At 71.7% G+C, this 16,778-nt stretch carries 14 protein-coding genes; 5 read left to right on the top strand and 9 right to left on the bottom strand.

The window, feature by feature from the left end; genetic code table 11:
* Positions 1-60: 60 nt before the first annotated feature.
* On the bottom strand, positions 61-246 hold the full coding sequence (locus HAV39_RS12575) for a hypothetical protein (protein WP_191839383.1): 186 nt from the start codon (positions 244-246) through the stop codon (positions 61-63).
* Between the two features lie 13 nt (positions 247-259).
* A complete protein-coding gene (locus tag HAV39_RS12570) occupies positions 260-1,441 on the bottom strand; it encodes a glycosyltransferase family 2 protein (protein WP_191839382.1) in 1,182 nt (393 codons plus the stop codon).
* 346 nt (positions 1,442-1,787) lie between these two features.
* Here HAV39_RS12570 and HAV39_RS12565 point away from each other — a divergent pair, with 346 nt between their 5' ends.
* Positions 1,788-3,221 carry a cellulose binding domain-containing protein gene (locus HAV39_RS12565; RefSeq protein ID WP_191839381.1) on the top strand — a complete coding sequence of 478 codons (1,434 nt, stop codon included), beginning with the start codon at positions 1,788-1,790 and terminating at the stop codon, positions 3,219-3,221.
* 61 nt (positions 3,222-3,282) lie between these two features.
* On the opposite strand, the gene HAV39_RS12560 is transcribed toward HAV39_RS12565, so the two are convergent.
* From HAV39_RS12560 to HAV39_RS12545, 4 genes are all read right to left on the bottom strand, one after another.
* Positions 3,283-4,227, bottom strand: a complete 945-nt coding sequence (locus HAV39_RS12560) for a hypothetical protein (RefSeq protein WP_191839380.1) — start codon at positions 4,225-4,227, stop codon at positions 3,283-3,285.
* Positions 4,224-4,715, bottom strand: coding sequence for a hypothetical protein (locus tag HAV39_RS12555; protein ID WP_191839379.1), 492 nt, complete (start codon positions 4,713-4,715; stop codon positions 4,224-4,226). Before HAV39_RS12555 ends, HAV39_RS12560 begins: the two co-directional genes overlap by 4 nt.
* Complete coding sequence (locus HAV39_RS12550; RefSeq protein WP_203736124.1) at positions 4,712-5,977, bottom strand: macrolide family glycosyltransferase; 1,266 nt, start codon at positions 5,975-5,977, stop codon at positions 4,712-4,714. The genes HAV39_RS12555 and HAV39_RS12550 overlap by 4 nt, the downstream gene beginning before the upstream one ends.
* A gap of 190 nt (positions 5,978-6,167) precedes the next feature.
* The gene (locus tag HAV39_RS12545) at positions 6,168-8,948 is read right to left on the bottom strand and encodes a helix-turn-helix transcriptional regulator (protein ID WP_191839378.1); all 2,781 of its coding nucleotides are present in this window, start codon (positions 8,946-8,948) and stop codon (positions 6,168-6,170) included.
* Positions 8,949-9,291: 343 nt separating this feature from the next.
* Between HAV39_RS12545 and HAV39_RS12540 the strand changes: the two genes are divergently transcribed.
* On the top strand, positions 9,292-10,773 hold the full coding sequence (locus HAV39_RS12540) for a putative bifunctional diguanylate cyclase/phosphodiesterase (RefSeq protein WP_191839377.1): 1,482 nt from the start codon (positions 9,292-9,294) through the stop codon (positions 10,771-10,773).
* On the top strand, positions 10,770-11,543 hold the full coding sequence (locus tag HAV39_RS12535) for an SDR family oxidoreductase (protein ID WP_191839376.1): 774 nt from the start codon (positions 10,770-10,772) through the stop codon (positions 11,541-11,543). The genes HAV39_RS12540 and HAV39_RS12535 overlap by 4 nt, the downstream gene beginning before the upstream one ends.
* Here HAV39_RS12535 and HAV39_RS12530 read toward each other — a convergent pair.
* Positions 11,524-12,285 (bottom strand): SDR family oxidoreductase, encoded by a 762-nt coding sequence (locus HAV39_RS12530; protein WP_191839375.1) that lies wholly within the window; start codon positions 12,283-12,285, stop codon positions 11,524-11,526. The genes HAV39_RS12535 and HAV39_RS12530 overlap by 20 nt on opposite strands.
* A 240-nt stretch (positions 12,286-12,525) precedes the next feature.
* Here HAV39_RS12530 and HAV39_RS12525 point away from each other — a divergent pair, with 240 nt between their 5' ends.
* Positions 12,526-12,693 (top strand): hypothetical protein, encoded by a 168-nt coding sequence (locus tag HAV39_RS12525; protein ID WP_191839374.1) that lies wholly within the window; start codon positions 12,526-12,528, stop codon positions 12,691-12,693.
* 99 nt (positions 12,694-12,792) lie between these two features.
* On the opposite strand, the gene HAV39_RS12520 is transcribed toward HAV39_RS12525, so the two are convergent.
* On the bottom strand, positions 12,793-13,431 hold the full coding sequence (locus HAV39_RS12520; RefSeq protein WP_191839373.1) for an N-acetylmuramoyl-L-alanine amidase: 639 nt from the start codon (positions 13,429-13,431) through the stop codon (positions 12,793-12,795).
* A gap of 208 nt (positions 13,432-13,639) precedes the next feature.
* Complete coding sequence (locus HAV39_RS12515; protein WP_244958798.1) at positions 13,640-14,386, bottom strand: winged helix-turn-helix transcriptional regulator; 747 nt, start codon at positions 14,384-14,386, stop codon at positions 13,640-13,642.
* Between the two features lie 465 nt (positions 14,387-14,851).
* Here HAV39_RS12515 and HAV39_RS12510 point away from each other — a divergent pair, with 465 nt between their 5' ends.
* Positions 14,852-16,777: a toprim domain-containing protein gene (locus HAV39_RS12510; protein WP_191839372.1), complete on the top strand. Its 1,926-nt coding sequence runs from the start codon at positions 14,852-14,854 to the stop codon at positions 16,775-16,777.
* Position 16,778 lies beyond the last annotated feature (1 nt).

Below are 16,778 nucleotides of genomic sequence, written 5' to 3'. Positions count from 1 at the left end.
CGGGGGGCACAGCCGGCGCCCGCTCCGGGGCGCCGCGTCGCGGTCGAGCGGGTTCGTGCGTCAGTCGCCCGCGATGCGGCGGTCCCGGCGGAAGCGAAGCAGTGCCGCCAGGTACGCGACTGTCGACGCGGCGACGAGAACGAGCGACACGGCGTGGATGACCATCTCGACGTGCACCAGTCGACCCATGACGAAGATCGTTGCGGCCAGCACCACGCAGGCGCCGATGCCCTTGAAGGTGTTCACAGACTCTCCTGCCTTACTGCCACGCCGACACGCGGGTGAAATAGGACTTCAGCACGGACGACACGAGCCAGTAGGTACGGACCACCGTGTACACCAGTTCGGGGATCAGCAGGGCCTCGACCAGCATCGCCTTCCAGCCCATGTTCCGTACCCGCAGCGCCGGGTAGACGATCCAGAAGGCGAACAGCAGCCAGAAGACCGGATGTTGGGTGAACCCGTGCCGGGCTGCCGTGATCAGCTGCGTCGATCCCCAGCCGACGATGTAGGCGGCACCGATCAGCCCCAGGATCAAGGTGGCGATCGAGTGCCAGGTGAACCTGGTCCAACCACGGCTGCGCAGCGTGTCGACCGTGCCGCGAACCCAGCGTTGCCGCTGCTGCAGCAGCTCACGCAGGGTGGGCATGAGATCGGTATAGGCGATGCACAGCTGGTTGGAGGTCACCTTCCAGCCGCATTCCTTGAGCGTCAGGGTCGTCTCGTAGTCCTCGACGAGGTTGCGGTGATCCTCCCAGAACACCGAGCCGCGCCAGTCGAGCACCGATTGCAGGGCCTCGCCGCGGTAGAACGAACCGGCCCCGGACATGGTGTGCACGTCACTGCGGTAGCGGGCGTTGGCCGCCCGGCCGTACTCGATGATCTGCATGCCGAGCAGGTATCGCTGCCACGGGGTGCGCCACAGGCCGGTGCGGCCGAGGCAGGCCGCGCTGACGCCGCCGATGCCGGGATCGGCGGCGACCACGTTCCGGGCCCGTTCGATGAACTTGGGGTGCAGTTCCGTGTCGGCGTCCATCACCAGGACGTGCTTGACCACATCGGTCAGCCGCCCCCCGGCGCGGCGCCGCAGCCAGGCGATGCCGTAGTTGAGGGCGCCCGCCTTCTTGTGCGCGTTGTGGGGCATGAGGAGCACATCGGTCGGTGGCGTGTGCGGGTCGGCGGCGAACCGGCGCGCGAACTCCTCGGTGTGGTCGGTCGAGTTGTTGACCACCACGATGATCCGGTCGGGGCGTCGGGTCTGCCCGGCCAGCGAGTTCAGCGACGTCAGGATGCCCGCTTGCTCGTTGCGTGCCGGCACGATCACGACGGTGTCGTAGAGCATCGCGCGCCGCGGTTCGGGGGCGCGGTGATCTCTCCGGTGCCGGCCGCGCAGCAGGCGGGACACGTCGTGTCCTGTTTCGCGCATGATGGTCTGTTGCACTGTCGCTCCGTGTTTCCCGTGAACTGTCGTCCAGCGGGATCGATTCACCGTCTGGAGCACGCGAAGGTTAGCCGATTCCGGAAGCTTTGCGAGACGGACAGAACGGCTCTGAGCTGCGCATTTGCCATCGAACCGTGGGTTTTTGTCCGGATAATTCCGGCATTGCTATGACGTAGTCACAACTAAGGTGACTAAGAACACTGCCCTGCCTTGCCGCAGGCTCGGCGGCACACCTGCCGCATGCCCGGTCGCCTCGACGTTTTCCCAGCTCAGAGTGGCTGGAACACGCTGTAAGATGGCGCGTCATTTGATCAGAAGCCCTCAGGCCGTGTCGCAAGGAGTCCGCGTGAGCCGGTCCCGTACCCGTTCCCCTCGCCGCGGGCGAATCATGGCCGTGCTGCTGGCCGCGGCGGTGCTCGGCGCAGGAGGCACGTTGGTGTGGCGGGTGACGTCCGCCCCGGCCGAGTCCGCGTTCGCCGACGCCGCACAGGACGCGCCACTCACCGTCCGCTACCGCACCGACACCCCGTCCACCGGTCCGGTGGGCAAGCCCTGGCTGGAAGTGATCAACACTTCCGGCGAGCCGGTGGCGCTGACCGACGTGACGCTGCGGTACTACTTCAGCGCCGACGACGGCGCGGTGTACGCGGCGAACTGCGTGCAGACGGCGCTGCGGTGTTCGAGCGTCACCCAGACCGTCACAGCTGCTCCGGCTCCCACCGCCTCCGCGAGCCACTACCTGCAGATCGGCTTCACCTCCGCCGCCGGCACGCTCGCGCCCGGCGGGACCAGCCAGGGCATCGGGCTGCAGCTGTACCGCCTCGACCACCGGGATCTGGACCAGGCCGACGACCACTCGTTCGACGGCACGATGACCAGTTACACGCCGTCGACGCTGGTGACCGCCTACCGGCGTGGCGTGCTGAGCTGGGGACAGGAACCCGGCGACCCGGCCCGGACCCCGGCCTCGCCACGGCCCGCCGCCGCCGTCCCGGCGGGAGTGCTGTTCGACAACTTCCACTACACCGGTGTCGACGATCCCGCGCTGACCGCCAACGGCTGGCAGGTCCGCACGGAAGGCGGCGGTCCCGGCATCAGCGACACCTGGTCGGCCGACGGGATCAGCTTTCCCGCCGACCCGAAGGCGCAGGGCGGGCAGGCACTGCAACTGCGGGTCACCACGGACGGCACCAGAGCGGGCACGCGGCAGGCCGAGCTGGTCACCGCCGGCGACACGTTCCACACCGGCACCGTGGCCGCGCGGATCTTCTTCACCGACAAGCCGCGCGACGGCCGCGACGGCGACCACGTCAACGAGTCCTTCGCCACCATCTCGGCCACCGCGTCATCCCCGAAGTACAGCGAACTCGACTTCGAATACCAGCCCAACGGCGGCTGGGGTGTGCCCGGCCCCAAACTCGACACCACCAGCTGGCGCAGCTCCACTCCCGGCGACCGGGCCACCAAGGCCCACCGCAGCTCCCTGGCCGGCTGGCACGTCGTCATGCTCACCGTGGCCGGCGGCAAGGTCACCTACTCCGTCGACGGACGCCCCGTGTTCCGCAGCGACGGCCAGACCTTCCCCCGCGAGCCCATGCGCATCCACCTGAGCAACTGGCTCGTCGACCTGCCCTTCAGCGGGCCGCGGACCTGGGACATGCGGGTCGACTGGGTCTACGCCCAGGCGGGCGAGGCGGTGCCCCAGGCACAGGTGCAGCGCGCGGTGAACGCCCTGCACAGCAGCGGCATCAACCACCTCGACACCACTACCTCCGGCTGAACGACACGGCCCGCCGCACGGACCATCACCACACCGGCGGCACGGTCCGTGCCGTACCAGCTCAGGCCGGCGGGCTCTCGGGATCCGCGGTGGCCCCGATCCGGTCGCGGATCAGCGCGATCACGGTGTCGGCGGTCCGGTCGAGGTGGCTGCGGCCGTCGGGCAGCTTGGCCTGCGGGCTGATGTAGCTGCGCGGACCGACGTGGGTGGCCGGGTCGAGCCAGTGGACGGTGATCTTCCCGGCGCGCACGGCCCGGTTCCACCCGCTCCAGCGGAACAGCGGCCATCGCTGCGGAAAGATCCACATGCCGGTGCGCTCGATCCAGTCGCTGGCCGCCGTGAGCCGGTCGAGATGCTGGGCGTGGCTGATGTCGTTGGCGCCGTTGTAGAACCCGCCGAGAGTGATCAACCAGAGCGGGCAGCGCAGCTCGGACCACAGCTCCTCCACCGCACCGGTGGCGACCTGGGCACCGCCGCTGTAGCTGAGCAGCACCACCGGGATGCCGCTGCCGCTTTGGTAGCCGGCGAGCCGGAGCTGGGTCGCGATCTGCGAACCGACGGCGCGGTTGTACAGCGGACGGTACCGGCGGTCGGCGGCGACGAAGATCTGCATCACGTTGTGCAGGAACAGCACCAGCCCCATGCGCCGGCGCAGCCAGATCCACACCGGCCGGTTGGCGAGCGGATGGGCCAGCGGGGAGTATGGCTGCACCTGGCCCAGCACCCGGAGTTCCGGTGCCCTGCTAAGCAGGGATTTGACCAGCTGGCCGCCGTCGCGGGTGTCCTGGAAGCGACGTTTGCCGATGCCGTCGAGATAGACCAGGTAGGCGGCCGGCGGACGGTCCGCGTCCGCGCCCCGGGCGTACGGCACGCGCGGGGGTAGCGCGGTGTCGGGCGTCCGCCAGCCCGCGGTGTAGGCCAGCAGCTCGTACCGGGAGAGCAGGGCTTCGGCGAGCAGCACCGGTCCGATCCCGAAGAGCAGCAGCAGGAGCGCGAACTCGATCACGGGAACGACTCCGGCACCCTGGTCCTGTTGAGCCTCGCGACCAGGCGGCGTACGCCCTCGACGGCGATGCCGAGCCCGGCTCCCGCCACGGCCACGCACCCGGCGGCCTCCCACCAGCCGATCCCCGCCACCGGCACGAGCGCGGTGGCTAGGCCCGCCCCCACGCCCACCATGAGCAGCAGGTGCAGGAACGGCCCGAGCAGCGGAAACGCCAGGATCGCGGCGAGCAGCAGCGGGGCGACCAGACCCGGTGTCCAGGCCAGCACGCCCTGTCCGGTCGTCGAGGTCGGTAGCACGAGTTCGGCGAGGGTCCAGGCGGACAGCGGCCAGAGCGCGAACACGGCGGCATCGACGAAGGCACCGGCGACCACGAGCCAGATCGCCCGGGTGTGCGACACGCCGGACAGGCGAGCCACCAGGGGCAGCAGCCGTCCGATGGCCTCGGACAGGCCGGCGAGCAGCAGCAGGACGGCGACGAAGAGGGTCACCGTTCGGCCTTGCGCCGCAGTTCCGCGGGACCTGGCTCGGTGACGCCGGTCTGCCGCAGGTAGCGCTCGAGTTCGTCGGCGGCGAGGGGGAAGCCGCTCGCCTGACGTTGGGCGGCCCGCAGGTTGCCCAGGGCGGCCCGGAACCGGGGCTCGTCGAGCAGACGCTGGGCGAGGGCGCGTACGACGTCGACGTCGACGTCCTCGGCGCCGATGGACAGGCCGGCGTCGAGGTCGACGATGCGGCGGGCCACCAGCGTCTGGTCCGCGCCCTGCGGGACGACCAGCATCGGGACGCCGGCGTGCAGGGCCTCGTTGACACTGTTGACGCCGCCGTGGGTGACGAACAGCGCGGCGCGGGCCAGCACCTCCAGCTGTGGCACGGAGTTGACGGCGAGCACGTTCGCCGGCAGCGGACCGAGCTCGGCGGGGTCGGTGTGTCCGGTCGCGACGACCACGGTGCCGCCGAGCGGGGCGAGCGCCGCGGCGAAGGTGCGCAGCAGCCGCGGGCCGGCCTCGAACACGGTGCCCATGGAGACGTACAGCACCGGGTCCCGCAGCCGGTCGAGCGGGAACGACGGGTCGCCCGGGCGGGCGCCGATGCTCGGCCCGACGAAGCGGAAGGATCGGTCGAAGCTGTCGGCGTCGGGGTGGAACGCCTGCGAGGTGTAGACCAGGTTGAGCGGCTGGCGGATGTCCGCCAGGTCGATCAGGGGCACCCCCCGCATCTCGTACCGGCGGCGCAGTTCCCAGCGCGCCCGCAGGTAGCCTGCCGCACTGCGGGGCATGGCCGCCGCCGCGGCGAGCAGCGCCCAGGAGGCGCGGGTGGGGCTGGGCACGTGCCGGTTGAACGCGAACGTGGTGAACGACGACGCGGCCGGCACGTGGAGTTCCCGGGCGGCCACCGGCCCCCACAGGCAGGCGGAGTCGTGCACGACCAGGTCGGGCCGGGCACCGCGCAGATCGGTGAGGACACCCGGCAGCACCTGCACCGCGGTGCGCGCGAGTTGTTCCAGCAGGGTGATCGGCGACGGTGGTCCCGACATCGGTATCTCGTCGCCGGAGTACAGGAACACGCGTGCGCCGGTAGCGGCGATCTCCTCCGCGTGGGCGGGCGTCGTGTGGTACGTGACGGTGTGGCCACGACGGACGAGTTCCGCCGCGAGCGGCAGTGTCGGGTTGATGTGACCGTGCATGCCTATGTTGAGGAAGGCGACCGTGCTCATCGTCCGGCCCTGGCCGGGGAAGGGGTCGGTGTCGGGCACCCCGCAGCGATCATGATCCGCTTTACCTCCGCGACAGAGCATCGCGCTCGTTCGCGCCCAGTATGGCAGCCCCGGATGATCCACTCGTCCGGGACCCCTGGCAGCGACGGGTGTCGACCCGGCGGGCGAATCCTGCGCGCCGGTGCACACCCGCGCGCCGCCGCACGAGTCGCGGAGTCGCCTCCGCCGGTCATGCCGGCTCCGACGGTTCGGCGACCGGCATCGCGGCGTGGAGATACCGGCGTGAGCTCACGCCGAGCTTGGTGAACACGTTGCCCAGGTGCCATTCGACCGTACGCGGGCTGATGAACAGCTGGGCGGCGATCTCCGGATTGGTGTGACCGTCCCTGGCGAGCCGGGCGATCTGCGCTTCCTGGCCGGTCAGCTCGCCGAGCGGGCTGACGTTGCGCTTGCGCACCGTCTCTCCCGTCGCGGTCAGCTCCCGCCGGGCGCGCTCGGCGAACCCGTCGGCTCCGGCCCGGGTGAACACGTCGTGGGCGGCGCGCAGCTGCATCCGGCTGTCCTGGCGGCGGTTCTGGCGGCGCAGCCACTCGCCGTAGACGAGGTGTGCGCGGGCCAGATGAACGGTGATCCGGCAGCGCTCCAGCTGCTCGACGGCTTCGCGGTAGTGCGTTTCCGCGGCCGGGCCGTCGGCCAGCAGCCCACGTGAGCGGGCCTCCATGCCCCGCGCCCAGGCGGTCGCGCTGGCCCTGGTGCTCGGCACGAGCCGGTCGAGTGCGGCCTCGGCGGTGCCGCGGTCGTCGTTGCGGGTGGCCGCCTCGATCAGTTCGACCAGCGCCCAGCCGAAGAACCCCAGGTCCTCATGGGCGCAAGCCTGGGCGGCGGCGGCCTGCGCCGCCTCGTAGCGGCCGAGACCGTTGTGCAGCAGCGCGGCCGCGTACTCGGCCAGCGCCAGCGCGCGTCCTTCGCCCTGGGCGCTCGCCTGCCTGATGCCGGCTTCGATGAGGTCCAGCGCCTGGGGCTGTTGTGCCCGCCAGGCGGACAGCAGCAGCGAGCCGTACGTCAGAGGCATGCTGCCGACCGCCTCGGAGATCGCGATCGACTCGTCGATCAGCGCCGACGCGGTGTCGAAGTCGCCGGTATGCAGGCAATAGTTGGCCTGGTAGCTCAGCGCGAGCGGGAGGACGGACAGCGTCCCGGCCTTGCGGGCGATGTCGGCGCCGCTGGTGGTCAGCTCGTGCCACGCGTCGTCGTCCCACACTTCCGGTGCCAGCGGCTCAGGCGTCACCGGGCAGGCCAGCCACAGCCAGCCGACGGTCGCCGTCGCCTCGGACTCCTGCTCCCGGCACAGGGTGCGCACCGCGTCCTGCAAGCCGCCGACTTCGCCGCCATAACCGTCGACGATCCGGCCGGTGACGCTGTCCAGCAGCACGTCGACCGTCCGGGGCGGCTCCGACGCGGGCGGTCCGGCGCGGACCGCCCGCGCGACCTCGAGCTCGCCGGGGCCGAGCCGGCCCGCGAGGATCGCCGCCCCGACGGCCTCCAGCAGCGTGTCCCGGGCGAGCGCGGCATCCAGCGGCGCCATCCGGGCCGCGGCGTCGAGCAGCAGCCGCGGCGCGTCACCGCCGCGCACCTGGGTGCACACCAGTCTGGCGCGCAGGCGTTCGAGCCTGGCCCGCAGCAGATCGTCCATCGGGCCGGCCTCCGCGACCGCCAGCAGGTTATGGGTGTGGTCCACGGCGCCGACCTCGAACGCGGCCTCAGCCGCGGCCAGGGCGCGGGGGACGCGGCGAGCGGGGTCGGGGGTCAGGTCGGTGGCCCAGCGCAGGAAGGTGGCGGTCGCGGCGGCTCCTCCCCTGCGGTGTGCCCGAACGGCGGAGTGCTCCAGGTCGGCGGCGATCCGCTCGTCCGGTTGGGTCGCGGCGCGGGCACGGTGCCAAGCTCGGCGGTCGGGGTCGAGCTCGGGGTCGGTGGCCTCGGCCAGGGCCAGGTGCGCGGCGCGCCGCTGCGCCATGGTCGCGCCCCGGTAGACGGCCGTACGGACGATCTGTTGACGGAACCGCACCCGGGCACCGATCTCGATCAGCCCGGCCGCCTCCGCGGGCGCCGCGGCGGCCGCGGCAATGTCCTGGGCTTCGGCTGCGCGCCAGAGCAGACCCGCGTCGCCGGTCGGATCAGTCGCGGCGATCAGCAGCAGCTGTCGGGTGTCCTGCGGCAGTGACTGCACCTGCTGGAGATAGGCGCTCTCGAGGCGGCTCGTCGCGGAACGCCCCTCGGGGTGCCAGAATCCGCCTGCCGGCTCCGCCGGCGCGAGCGAGCGCGGCACCTGAAGCAGGGCGAGCGGGTTGCCGTGCGCCTCCGCGACGAGCCGGTCGCGCACCTGCGGGTCGAGTGGCACCCGCAAGACGGAGGCCAGCAGCGCACGCGCGTCGGTGTCGCTGATACCCGACACCGTCATTTCGGCAAGGCCGGGTAGCACCGGCGGTTCGGCCGGCTCGCGTACGGCGAAGATCAGCGCGACCGGTTCGGCCTGCAGCCGCCGGGCCACGAACGCGAGCGCCTGCAGGGAGGCGTGGTCGATCCACTGGGCGTCGTCGACCAGGCAGAGCAGCGGCTCGTCCAGCGCGCCCAGCAGGCTCAGCGCCGCCAGCCCGACGGTGAAGCGATCCGGCGGCGGGCCGCTCTGTGCGCCGAACGCGACGGACAGCGCCTCACGCTGTGGTGCGGGCAGTTGTGGCAGCCGGTCGAGCATGGAGGCGAACAGCTGCTGGAGGCTGGCGTAGGGCAGTTCCATCTCGGATTCGACGCCGGCGACCGCGGCGACGGCGAACCCGGCCGCGTGGGCGGCGATGTGGTCCAGCAGCGCCGTCCTGCCGATCCCTGCCTCGCCGCGCAGGACGAGGACCGCGCTGGTGCCCGCCCGCGCGTCGGCCAGCACACGTTCCAGTGCCGCCGATTCACGGCGCCGCCCGATCAGCCCGACGGGTGTTTCCGTTGCGGATGCGCTCATCGATGGTTCATTTCTAACCGTTGGTGCGCAAAACGGGAATTAAGGTCATCTTACTCAGTGCGCGGGGTGTCGATGAGCGCGGCAGCGAACACGCCCGTCAACGGGACCATCCCTAAATCGTGCAAGTGCCCTGATTTTTGGCCTGATGGGCATGAACGTCACGATTTCGGAGCCGCTCGGCTGGCCCCGTGCCCCCGGGGGTGGCCAGCTCCCAGGGGACGCGACCCCGGGGGTTCCCTGGGGCGACCAGGGACCGCATCGACGACCGTGGACCAGTCGGCGCCATCGGCCGACTTTCCCTGAACGCGCCGGCCACCGGCGCAAACCCGGAGGACCGGACAAGTTGAGTGTTCCAGAGATCGACATCGACCACGGCCCACGTGACACCGCCGTCCGCAGCGACGCCGGCACAGGCGCCCACGTCGCCGGGCACCCCGGCGACAACCTCCGCACACCGCCGACGCAGCCGATACCCCACCCGCATCCGTCCCGCCAGCACACCATGTACGACCCGTTGACCGGGCTGCCCAACCGCGCCATGCTCCGAAACGCCCTGCTCGCCGCCCTGTCCCCCGCCGCCACGCAGCGCCCGGTCGGGCTGTGCCACGTGGACGTCGACGGGTTCGCCGCGATCAACCACATCCTCGGACACGACGTCGGCGACCAGCTGCTCCAGACGATCGCCCGGCGCCTGTCCGCCGTGCTCGGCGAAGGCTGCCTGCTCGCCCGCACCGGCAGCGACGAATTCACCGTCCTGGTGACCTCCTGTTCTCACGTCACCGACGTCACGAACATCGCGGACACCATCCTGCAGGCGATCCGCCTGCCCATGGACATCGGCGGCCAGCGGCTGCAGGTGACCGCCGGCGTCGGCGTCGTCGCCCACACCCCGCAGCTCGGGTCCGCCCACGAGCTGATGAGCGCCGCCGAATCCGCACTGTCGCAGGCGAAGTCCGCCGGCCGCGACCGCTACCGCCGCTTCGACCCGGACCTGCACGCCCGGCAGCTCGCCCGGCACGAGATCGCCCGGGCGCTGCCGCAGGCACTGGAACGCGGCGAGCTGTTCGTGGAGTACCAGCCGATGGTGCGGGCCGACGACGGCGAGCTGCACGGCGTCGAGGCACTGGCCCGATGGCGACATCCGCAGCACGGCCTGCTCGGCCCGGCACAGTTCATACCGGTGGCCGAGGAACACGGGATGATCGACAAGGTCGGGATGTTCGTGCTGCGCACCGCCTGCGCGCAGGCGGGCACGTGGAAGGCGCGACATCCGAACCACCCGCTCGTCATGAGCGTCAACCTCGCCCCGGCGCAGGCCGACGACCCGGCGCTGCCCGTCCTGGTGGCCGGCCTGCTCGCGCAGCACGGCATCGACCCGGCCATGCTCCAGCTGGAGGTCACCGAGAGCAGCATGATGCCGGCCGCCGGACAGGCTGTCGAGACCCTGCGCGCCTTGGCCCGCCTCGGCGTGCGGATCGCCATCGACGACTTCGGCACCGGCTACGCCAACCTCACCAACCTGCGCTCCCTGCCGGTGCACCACCTCAAACTCGCCCGGCAGTTCGTCACCCCGCCGGACGACGAGCTCGCCGAGCGGGTCGACTGCGTCCTGATCGCGACGGTGGTCCGGCTCGCCCGCAGCCTCGGCCTCGGTGTCATCGCCGAAGGAGTCGAATCGCAGGCACAGGCGCGGATCCTGCGACGGCTCGGCTGCGACGTCTTCCAGGGATACGTGTACGGCAAGCCGCAGTCACCCGAAGCCATCGACGCCCGCCTCAGCACCACGTCCGGCCGGGGAACCGGGAAGGAGAGCCGTCAACCATGAAGATCACCATCATCGGGTCCAGTGGCCTCATCGGCTCGCACCTCACCCGGCAACTGCGGATCCGGGGCCACGACGTCGTGGCGGCCGCCCCCGGCACGGGAGTCGACACCGTGGCCGGAACCGGCCTCGGCGACGCGGTCGCCGGGGCCGACACCGTCGTCGACGTCACCGACGCGCCGTCGTTCGGCGACGCCGCGGCCATGGACTTCTTCCAGACCTCCGGGCGCAACCTGCTGTCCGCCGAACTGGCCGCCCGGGTGCGCCATCACGTGGCGCTGTCGGTGGTCGGCGCGGACCGTATGCCCGCCAGCGGCTACATGCGCGCCAAGGCCGCCCAGGAACAGCTGATCGGATACGGGCTGGTGCCGTACACCATCGTGCGCTGCACCCAGTTCTTCGAGTTCCTGACCAGCATCGCCTGCGTGAGCAGCCGGGACAGCGGCATGATCCGCCTGTCACCGGTGCTCATGCAGCCGATCGCCGCCCAGGACACCGCCGCGATCCTGGCGGACATCGCCGAAGGCGAACCCTGTGGTGGCCGCCTCGACATCGCCGGACCCGAGCGGCTGCGCCAGGACGAGCTCGTCCGGCGGCTGCTGGTCGCCCGGCACGACCCCCGTGCCGTCGTGGCCGACCCGGCGACCTACTACTTCGGAGCGGCGGTCGACGACACGACGCTGGTGCCCGCGCGGCCGTGGCAGCTGGGCAGCACACACTTCACGGACTGGTTGACCGGACGGGGCCCGGCCGTCAGAGCACGCCGCCGTTGACCTGGATGACCTGGCCGTTGACCCAGTGACCGGCCGGGCGGGCCAGGAACGCGACGACTTCGGCGATCTCCGTCGGCGTGCCGAGCCGGTTGGTCGGAGCCCGGGCGGCCAACCCGGCGAGAGTCGCGTCGTCCTTGCCCTCCAGGAACAGCTCCGTCGCGGTGGGCCCGGGCGCCACCGCGTTGACGGTGACGTCCCGGCTGCCCAGTTCACGCGCCAGGATCAGGGTCAACGCCTCGATCGCGGCCTTGCTCGCGCTGTATGCCGCGTAACCCGGCATGGCCAGCCGCACCACGGCGGTGGAGAACGTGATGATCGCGCCGCCGGTGCGCACCCGGCGCGCGGCCTGCTGCGCCACCATGAACGTGCCTCGGATGTTGGTGCGGTAGAGCACGTCGAGCACTCCCAGGTCGAGTTCGGCGACCGCCGAGGTGCGTCCGAGACCGGCATGCGCCGCGGCGTGCACGACCACGTCGACCCCGCCGTAGGTCGACTCTGCCGCGTCGAACAGCGCCGCGACCGAAGCCTCGTCCGAGACGTCGGCGCGCATGGCGAGCGCCGACCCGCCGGCTGCGGTGATCTCCTTGGCGACCGCGTCGGCCTCGTCCTGGTTGCGGGAGCAGACGACGACGGCGCATCCGTCGGCGGCGAGCAGGCGCGCCGATTCGCGGCCGATCCCGCGTGAACCGCCGGTGATGACAGCCACGCGGGGCTGGGTGCCGGCGGTCGTCGTGCTCGTCATGGCGTTCCCCCGTTCCTGACGCCCGCCAGGGCGGCAGCATCGGCGACGGGCCAGAAGGGTCCGTTATGTTCTTTTTGACCTTAACAGCCGCGTGGCGGACCGGCGGCGAGTGCCGGCAATCCCCGAGCCCGCCCGCGGAGGCGGGCACCCGCACGCGACCCGCCTGGGGCGCACTCTGCCGCGACAACGCCGTCGCGGCGGCAGTGTCCGCGCCTATGCTGCGGTGACAGGAGGTGTGCGATGCCCGGGACTGGCACGCAGGGCAACGGCATGTCGGTCGGCGCCCGGCTGGCGATCTTCACCGTGCTCGCGGGCGCGACGGCGGCCGGAGTGGCCGGCGCGCTGCGTCGCCGCCATCGCCGCGAGACCGTGCTCGCCGAGAAGGATCTCGGACCCAAGGGCACCTGACGCCGCGGTGTCCCGCATCAGCCCGCCGAGGACCGGTTTCCCGTCCACGGCGGGCTGATGCGGGCGCCGTGCCGGCGCCGGGATGACGGACAGGGCGCGTCAGATGCCCAGGAAGGCAGCGATGCCCCTGGCGTGGCCGCGGGCGGTGGCCGTGATGAAGTCGGCGCGCTTGAGCAGATTGGCGTTGGCCACGGTGTCGATGAACAGGTTCTCGGTGAGCACCGCGGGCATGTTGCTCTCGCGGAGCACGTGCAGGTCGGCACTCTTCTGCCCGCGGTCGGTGACCGAGGCGACCGACCGCATCCCGGACAGCACGTTGGTGTGGACGAGGTTCTGCAGGCGGACCGTGGTGGACCCCACGCCCGGATACCGGTAGCTCTCGAATCCGCTGCCGCCGCCGGCGTTGATGTGGATGCTCACGAAGATCGTCGCGCCCCACGCATTGGCGTCGTCGGTGCGGTAGGCGAGGCTGCGCGTGACATCGGTGGTGCGCGACAGGCGCACGTCGACGTTCCAGCTCGCCTTCAGGATGTCGCGCGTCTGCAGCGCGATGTTGAGGGTGAGCGTCTTCTCCTGCAGTCCGTTGGCGACTGCGCCGGGGTCGGTGCCGCCGTGGCCGGGATCGATGTAGACCTTGGGGACCGCGGCGAATGCGGGGCCGGCCGCGAAGGGCGCCACCGCCAGACCCGCGGCCGCGGCGAGCAGGGTGCGGCGGCGCGCGCCGGAGTTGCCGATCATGTGTGCGCCTCTCGTGGGGGAGCGAGGAGACCGTGCCGGCAAGAACATAGCGCATGTCGATGTATCTATGAAGATGTCTTGCAAAGATTTTCTGATGTCCGGTCTTTTCCTTCACCCGCCTCCACCGGCACGGCCGCGCCGCAAAGCGTCAGGCCGCTGGATCACGTGGGATCCAGCGGCCTGACGAAGTGAGTGACGGTCCGGGGTGTCAGCCGGCCAGGTTGAGGTCCACCAGGAGCGCGTCGGCGAGGCTCGACTCGACGTCGTCGGAGAACTGCGGGCGCGACGACGGGAGCACGAACTTGTAGCCGACCTGGCGCACGGTGCCGATCATGGCTTCGTACTCCGAGCCGAGCTTGGCGCGCAGGCGCCGCACGTGCACGTCGACCGTGCGGGTGCCGCCGAAGTAGTCGTAGCCCCACACCTCGCGCAGCAGCTGGTCGCGGGTGAACACCCGGCCCGGGTGCTGGGCCAGGAACTTCAGCAGCTCGAACTCCTTGTACGTGAGATCGAGGTGCCGTCCCTTGAGCTTCGCCGCGTACGTGTCCGGGTCGATGGTCAGCTCGCCGCCACGGATCACGCCGCCGGCGGCGGCGGTCGCCGAGTGCAGACGCCCGGTCGACACCCGCAGCCGCGCCTCGACCTCAGCGGGACCGGCGGTGGCCAGGATGACGTCGTCGACGCCCCAGTCCGCGTTGATGGCGACCAGGCCGGCCTCGGTGACCACCGCGATCAGCGGCACACCGATGCCGGTCGCGTGCAGCATCCGGCAGGTCGCCCGGGCCTCGGACAGTTCGGAGCGCGCGTCCACCAGCACCGCGTCCGGGGTGGGCGCCGACACCAGGGTGCGCACGTCGCGGGGGGCGGTGCGCACCGTGTGCGGCAGCAGGTCGATCGCGGGAAGGACGGCCGATGGTTCACCGGCACGTGCGGTCACCAGGAGCAGGATTTCCACGGTTCGCCTCCGTCGTTCGCGGTTCGCACCGAACGGGCGTCCGCACCGGCGCGAGCCGATGGCGCGGGGGATGCGGTGCCACCTCGGTCCCGGCGTCTCTGACGGGTGATTAAGGCATGAGCATAGCCGAGGACACGGTAAAGGCCAGTGATTGATTTCTTTGTCACTACTGTCTTTGCGCGGGTATTCCCGGCAGTTTTCCGGCATGTTTCCTGACCCGGCGCAACGCACGAACCAGCAGCCCGATGCGGCTCCGCACCGTCGGCCCGATGGGGACCGCAGACCGAACGCCGCGAAGCATTCACCTGCCGGCCCGACCACTTTCGCCATGGGACACACCACGGTTCGCGGGTCGGGCGTGCGGTGCCCGCTGAGCACGGCTCGGACTGTCGGACCCAGCGCTTAACCTCGATATGCCGGCTCTGGACCGACTCCACCAGGATCCGGCAGGCGGGCAGGTGAGACATGACCACTCGGACGCACCCCGGCAACCGCGCCTTGCTCCACGCCACCATGCTCACCCTGCGACTGGCGGTCGCCGACCTCACCGGCGCGCAGGGCTGGAGCCGCGTGCTCGACGTCGCGGCCCGCCACCCCGGCCGCAGCGTCAACGACGTCCTGCTGATCGCACGCCAGTGCCCCGACGCCACCGAACTGGCCACCTACGACCAGTGGCGGGCACGAGGCGTCCACGTCCGCCGCGGCGAGCGCGGCCTGGCGCTGCTGCGACCGCCGGACGGCGCGGGCGGCGCCGTCGACGTCGTCAAAGTCTTCGACATCACGCAGACCAATGCCGCGCCTTCACCGCGGCGACCCCAGCCTGATCTCGTGCCGGTGGTGGCCGCCCTGGCGGCGCTGGCCGACCGCGCCGGGCTGACCGTGCGGCTGCGCCAGGGGCTCCCGGCCGCGGCCCGCGCCGACGGCGACCGGCTCGACCTGGCCGCGAACCTGCCGATCTCCGCCACCGCCGGTCACCTGGTCCATCACCTGGCGCAGCGCATGCTGCCCGCAGGCCCGGCCCGCCTCGTGCAGGCCGCCGGCATAGCGCAGATCATCGCGCGGCGGTTCGGTCTCCAGCCGCCCGACACCGCCCTGCCCGAGCCCCGCCGCTGGGCCGGGGCACTGGACCCGGCAGCCCCCGACCGAGCCGTCGTCGACTGCGCCGCGGCCGTCATCAGCGCTGCCGACAGCCTCACGGCCCGCCTGCGACACGCGCTCCACCGGGCCGCGGCGACCGCACCCACGCCGAGCCGCCCTGCTCGGATCCCGACGCAGCGCCGACCGGACCGAACGGCAGTCGTCACACCGGACGCGCAGGCCACGGACCGGGCCGCGCTGCACGCCGCCAACGCCGCCGCCGCCGCGTTCTTCGCCGCCCACCTGCCCGCGAGCCGCGCCGCCGCCGCCTACCTCCGGTCGCGAGGCATCACCACGGCCGCCGACGCCGAAAGCGGCTGGCAGCTCGGCGTCGCCCCGCCCAGCGGCGACGCCCTCCTGCGGCACCTGCGCGCCCTCGGTTTCTCCGCCCGGGTCCTGCTCGACGCCGGCCTGGTCGCCGCGAGCCGGCTGCACGACGGCGGACTGTACGACCTGTTCCGCGACCGGCTGATGTTCCCCATCCACGCCCCCGGCGGGCAGATCGCCGGGTTCACCGGCCGCGACCTTTCCGGACGCAGCAAGGCCAAGTTCTACAACACCCCGGCGACGGCGGTCTTCCGCAAGAGCGAGTTGCTCTACGGCCTCGCACCGCAGCTGCGGCAGCACGGTGCACCATCGCAGTTCGTCGTCGTCGAAGGGCCCACCGACGCCATCGCCGCGCACCTGGCCTACGCCGGGCTGGCCCGCGACGGCGTCACCACGGTCACCGTCGCCCCGTGTGGCACCGCGTTCACCGCAGCCCAGCTGGCGCTGCTCGCCGCCGACGCCGGACCCGACACCTCATTGATCATGTCGTTCGATGCCGACGACGCCGGTGCCAGAGCCCTGGACCGGGCCTACCCGCTCGCCGTCACCTGGCCGCACGGCCGGGTCCTGGGCACCGGACCCGCCGCGTACAAGGACATCGCCGCGCTGCTGGCTGCCCGTGGCGCCGACGAGGCGCTGCTCGACCTGCTCGCCGCCGAACGGCCGCTGCCGCTGCTCGGCGCGGAGCGGGCGCTGGCCACGGCGTTCCCCGAGGGTTTCCACGCCGACTGGCCGGAGGCCCGGGTCCGCGCCAACCGGACCGTCGCGCCATACCTGCTCGACGCGGTCCGCCACGGCGACGTCGACCTGCTGCTGCAGTCGGCGGCGGCGCAGCTGGGCATCGCACCGCACGAGCTCAGCCAAGGCGTGGTCCAGCATTTCGGCGCGGCCGGCACGTTCCCGGACCCGGCTCCGCACCGGCGGTAGG

Origin of the sequence: Catellatospora chokoriensis (genome assembly GCF_011297315.1) — a bacterium.
In the GTDB taxonomy this organism is placed as follows: domain Bacteria; phylum Actinomycetota; class Actinomycetes; order Mycobacteriales; family Micromonosporaceae; genus Catellatospora; species Catellatospora citrea.
Note: the sequence above shows the minus strand (reverse complement) of the source record. Positions and strands in the feature narration are given on the sequence as shown.